This window comes from Pseudomonas sp. Soil_N_39, assembly GCF_057655955.1.
The window spans coordinates 1-5,416 of record NZ_JBDGLI010000037.1; the positions used below are offsets into that span (position 1 = coordinate 1).

The window sequence follows — 5,416 nt, forward strand, 5'->3', positions numbered from 1 at the left end:
CTACGCCTTCTTCCTGAATCCATTGGTTCCTCCTGAGGATAGGTCAGAAGGTGTAAACCTTATTCAGGACGAGACAAGATTCAGAAAAAAGCCATTCAGATGAGTGGCTTTTTTTGTGAAATGCCAGCGCTCCTGTCGACAGGCGACAGCGCCTTCATTAGACCCGTTATTGAAACGCAAGTCTGCGGGCCTGCTTGGCATCGAGCTGAGTTGATCGCGGTCGGAACCGACGCAGATGCTCGAAAACAGGTTGATGTTATCTCGCGCTACTGGCGCGCAGTTAACAGCTGGCGCGTAACGATGAAAATCGAACGCTCTTGCTTTTCAACTCGCACAATGATGGCAAGTTGACGGTGCCCGCGGTATAGCGGGCACCGCTTCCTACATGGGGAAAAGGCTTACACGCCTGCTTACCAGCTGTAACTCACTTTGGCGGTAATCTCGCGACCTGGGTTGTAGAAGTTCGCTGTGCCGGAACCGACCACGTGCTGCTCATCCAGCAGGTTGCTGACGTTCACCGCAAGGTCGGTGCCCTTGGCGATCTCGTAGTTGAAGGCGGCGTCGAACAGCGTGGTGCCATCGCTTTTGCCGGAGTTGGCTGCATCGAAGTAATAAGAGCCGACGTAGCGCGCACCCAAGCCAACGCTGACATCAGTGCCAGGCACGTCGTAATAACTCCAGAGCGAAGCGGAATGCTTGGGTGCCGTGGTGAACTCATTACCCTTCAGGGAGCTGCCGTCGTACAACGAACCGCGTAGTACCTCGGACTCCATATAGGAGTAGCCACCAATCAGGCTGAGGTTCCGCGTCACCTGCGCCTTGGCCTCCAGGTCGAGGCCACGCGCCCGCGATTCGCCCACCGTCTGTTGCTCAATGATGCCGCTCGGCAGCACCACGGCGATGGTGACGTTTTCCTGGGTCAAGTCATAAACGGCTGCGGAGAACAGTGCGTCCATCCCCATCGGCGAATACTTCACGCCCACTTCGTACTGCCTGCCTGTCTGCGGTGTTACGCCAACCTGAGGCGGCGAGACGGATTCCACCATGCTCACATAGGTGGACACCTCATCGTTGACGATATAGGTCAACGCACCTCGGTAGGAGGTTTCGGAGAAGTTGTCTTTCTCAGTGGATTGCAAGCCTTTGCTGGTAAGGTCCATCGAGTCGTTGCGCATACCCGCGGTGACGATGAAACGCTCGTAGAACGATAGGTTCTGCTGAAGGAACACGGCCTTGGTGGTCGCGTCTCGCTTGTTGACGGCATACGGCATGATTGAGCGTGGAACGCCAGTAAACACGGGATTTGCAATGTCAATCGGGGTCGTCAGGGCGTAGACCGAGCTTTCCTTGGTGGTCGAATCGAGGTACTCCACGCCCACCAGGCTGCTGCTGTCGATGTTCTCGAAGCGGGCATCGTATTGCAGCATCAGATTGCCGTTGAACTGGTCGGCCTCACTGTCCGTTCCAAACAGATACCGGTCAACGGTAGTACCGACACGTGCGGCGCTGTCGCTGATGTAAACGTAGCCAAAATCATCGGTCAATTTGCTGTAACGCAGATTGCTGCGCAGTACGAAGCCGTTGTCGAAGTCATGGGTGACGTTACCGCTGAGGCTGGTGCGCTCTACATCGTGAAAGTTGTAGCTGGGCTCACCATAAAACTTGCTGCGGTCGTATTCCTTGTCCAGCGGATAGCCGCCACTGTTGGGCGAACTTTCAGTTTTCAGATAGTCCAGAATCACGGTGGCTGACGTGTAATCCGTGGGTGCCCAGGTGAGGCCACCCATCACCAACCGGTTGTCCTCCTGTGAGTGATCGTACTCGCGGTCGCTGTTTTGTCCTTTGGCAGTAAAGCGGCCAGCCAAGGTTTTCTCGTCGTTCAGCGCATCCCCCACATCGATGCCTGTCTCGACATGGTCAAACGAACCGTAGGTCACATAGCCTTGGCCAAACTGCTCGAAGCGCGGCTGTTTGGTCACGAAATTCACCGAACCGCCCGGGTCCGCTGGGCCAAACAGCGTGGAGTTGGCGCCACGCAGAATCTCTATGCGTTCATAGGCGAATGGATCTTCGCGTACGCCGCGCATCGAACTCAGGGTCAAGCCGTCACGGTAGGTAGTAGCCTGGAAGCCCCGGATCTGGAAATAGTCGTTGCGGTCATCCGTACCATAGAAGTCACTGACCACGCCCGGCGTGTATTGCAGCGCCTCTTCCGTGGTACTGACGCTGCGTTGCTCCATTTCCTTGTTGGTAACAACCGACACCGAGGCCGGTGTATTGAGAATGCTGGTTGCCACCTTGCCGCCAACCCAGAGCTCCTTGGCGACCACCGAGTTGGCGTCGTCGTCGGCACTGACCCTGACTTTGGCGTTGATGATGAGGGGGGCAAGGCGGTAGTCCTCGACGTTCGTTGCGTCGAGCTCCAGCGGGCCGACGGGCTTTGGTTGAGGGAACAGTAGATAGGCATTCGGACCTTGCTGTTCGATTTGCAATTCGCTCCCCAGCAGCAACGATGACAGCGCTGCCGACGTATCGAGCGTGCCATTCACGCCAGCAGTGGTGCGGTTCACTACACTCGATGCGTCGAAGGAAAGACTGATGCCAGCCTCGCGCGCAAAGCGGTCAAGCGCCGGTGCCAGTGGGCCGGCAGCGATGTTCCACTGTTTCACTTGATTGCTGTGGTCAGCGCTCGACGTTTGCGCCAGCGATGGCAATGTGTAGCTGCTTACGATCAAACCCAAAATCGCACCGTGCAAGGCACGATTTAATGGATGGCGCTGTGAAACAGGGGACGAACTCATTTTCTCGCTCCAAGAAAGGACATCGGCAGACTGGCCTGTATTCCGGCCTTCCTTAGAGGTCGAACGAGAATGAGAAGCTACCTCATTATTTTTCAGCTAGCACAAAGTTCTGATGGGCTCAGGTGGCAGCGGTCACGGTCACCCAATAACGGGTCCGATAATCAATGTGCAAGTGCAGTGACTGCGCGATCAATGCCAGGACCTGCTCGTTGTCGGCGAGCTGGAAGGTGCCGGAAACGCGACGATTAGCGACCTCTTCGGCGCAGCGCAGTACCCCGGGGCGATAACGCGACAACTCCGCGATGAAATCATTGAGGCGCATATTGCGCGCACTGATCACCCCGTCACCCCAGCTCCATAGATCAAGGCCGTTGTCCCTGAACATTCGGGCGCCACTTGATGTGAACAGCAGGTGATTTCCTGCCTGGACGCTGCGGCTCGCAGGAGTTTGACCGGAGCCGGGGAAAACCGTGACTGATCCTTCCTGAGCCGCGACCAGAGTGCCATCGTCAAGCTCGCGTGCCAGAAAGCGGGAACTCTGGGCGCGCATGAGCCCGTCACGTGATTGCACCCAGAACGGTCGTGCTCGAGGCGAGTGTTGATCCGGGCCGACATTCACGATGATTTCCCCACGTCGCAGGATTATCAGGCGTCGCTGGGCGTCGAAATCGCTGTCGACGGCGCTATCGCTATTGAGCTGGATAAGGCTGCCATCATCGAGTTGGAAGCGTCGTTGCTCGCCGGTACTGCTGCGCTGCTGCGCAAGCATGGCGGGTACGGGTGTATAGTCCCGGCCGAGCCAGGCTGCAGCGCTAACAGTCGCCAATATGCCCAGTAGCTTCAGGCTTTCCCGCCGCGGCATTCCGTGATTGGTACCATTAAGGGTTTGTCGGGCCAGTTGAGCTGGCACGCCTGCGAATTCATCCCCAAGCGTTTCTACACGCTGCCACGCCAACACATGCTCCGGGCGCTGCTGCAGCCAGTGCTCAAAAGTGCGCTGTGTTTGTTCATCGGCTTGATTGAAGCGAAGGCGCACCAGCCATTGGATTGCCTGCTCAACAATGGCCGGATTGAGCGCCTGCGGCTCACGCCTCGACATAACGCAAGCGATAGCAGTGTTGCAGGGCCGTGGCCAGGTCGCGTTCCACCGTCGCGCGGGAAACACCCAGCTTTTCGGCTATTTGCGCGCAGGTTAGACCGTCGAGTCGGGCAAATAAAAATGCCTGGCGAACTCTTGGTTTAAGCATACCGAGCATGCGGTCTATGCGCTCGAGCGCATCAAGAATCATCAGCCGGCTTTCTTCCGAGGGAACCTCATGTTGAGGCAGCAACGTGATGCTTTCCAAGTAGGCACGTTCGAGTTCGCGACGACGATACTGATCAATCATCAGTCCGCGGGCGATACTGCTTAAATAGGCGCGTGGTTCGCGCAAGGGGCTGGACTGACGGGATTTGAGCAGACGTACGAAGGTGTCCTGCGCCAAATCTGCTGCGTTATCGCGACATCCAATGCGTCGGATTAGCCAGCCGTGTAACCACGAGTGGTGGGTTCGATAGAGCAGCCCTAGATCTGCAGTACCTAGTGTTTCATCGCTACGCATCGGAATCCCGGCAGGTGCATGATTGATAATTAATCGCATTCTACTCACGCGATAGGCCTTAGGCAAATACGTGGCGCTCACTGTCCGCTTTTGGGCGAACGCGATCATTCTGTAGAGGCTGCGAGTGAAAGAATGCATTCAGCGTTTAGGAGATTTGAACGCTAGCCACCGAGCACTTTGAATTTCAAAGTGCTCGGTGGCTCCCGCTCGGCTTCAGGAAACAGTAGACCGCCTCGACTGACGACTTAACCCAGGCGTCTTGCCCGTAATGCGCTTGAATGCGCGACTGAACGCGGCCTGAGAGGTATAACCCAAGCGCTGCGCCACCTTTTCAATCGGCAGCCTTTCGAGCGTCAATCACTGGCTCGCAAGCCGCATCCGCAACTCAGTCACGTAGCGCAGTGGGGCCATGCCAATAGTCGCCTGGAAACGGTCTGCGAAGACCGAGCGAGAGGTATTGCATTGCTCCGCCAACTGCGCAACGGTCCAGTCGCGTCCCGGTTGTTGATGGAGCGCGAGAAGCGCGCTTGCCAAGCGTAGGTCGCGTAATGCAGCGACCAGGCCAGAGGCATTGCCGCAGGCGCACTCCACCCAACTGCGAACGACCATGGCGGCCACCACATCGGCCAAACGCGCGAGGATACCGGCGAAGCCGACACGGGCGGCGCTGACCTCGCGTTCCATGGTGGTCAGGATAGGCACCAGCCCGGGGTAACGCTGGCCGCCGGCATCAATCAGCATCAGACCCGGCATCAGCCTGCCAAGGCCATGGATACTGCCCAGTTCAAACTCCATGCAGCCACTGAACAAAATGGTGGTCGGCGTGGGGCTGGCATCGGTTCCGGTATCCACCGCGCTGACCGTATCACCGAGGGGAGCGCCGTCTAAACGGTCGATGTCCTGAACAGGCACGTCCGTATGAGAAAGCAGTTGATGGGCCGCGCCATGGGCGATGAATACGGCGTTGCCGGCAGACAGTGCGTACGTTGTCCCGTCCTCCATCCGCAGCACCGC

3 protein-coding genes and 1 pseudogene are annotated in these 5,416 nt (G+C 57.5%); all 4 read right to left on the reverse strand.

Translation table 11 applies throughout. From position 1 onward, the window contains the following. Positions 1 to 410 precede the first annotated feature (410 nt). The gene (locus AC3A5O_RS28685; RefSeq protein ID WP_305470536.1) at positions 411 to 2,801 is read right to left on the reverse strand and encodes a TonB-dependent siderophore receptor; all 2,391 of its coding nucleotides are present in this window, start codon (positions 2,799 to 2,801) and stop codon (positions 411 to 413) included. A 118-nt stretch (positions 2,802 to 2,919) separates the two neighbouring features. Further along, positions 2,920 to 3,900, reverse strand: coding sequence for a FecR domain-containing protein (locus AC3A5O_RS28690; protein ID WP_305470537.1), 981 nt, complete (start codon positions 3,898 to 3,900; stop codon positions 2,920 to 2,922). Then, entirely contained in the window at positions 3,887 to 4,402 is a 516-nt protein-coding gene (locus tag AC3A5O_RS28695; RefSeq protein ID WP_047229725.1) for a sigma-70 family RNA polymerase sigma factor, read from the reverse strand. The genes AC3A5O_RS28690 and AC3A5O_RS28695 overlap by 14 nt, the downstream gene beginning before the upstream one ends. 213 nt (positions 4,403 to 4,615) lie before the next feature. Next, positions 4,616 to 5,416 (reverse strand): annotated as a pseudogene (locus AC3A5O_RS28700) (AraC family transcriptional regulator); the annotation flags it as partial.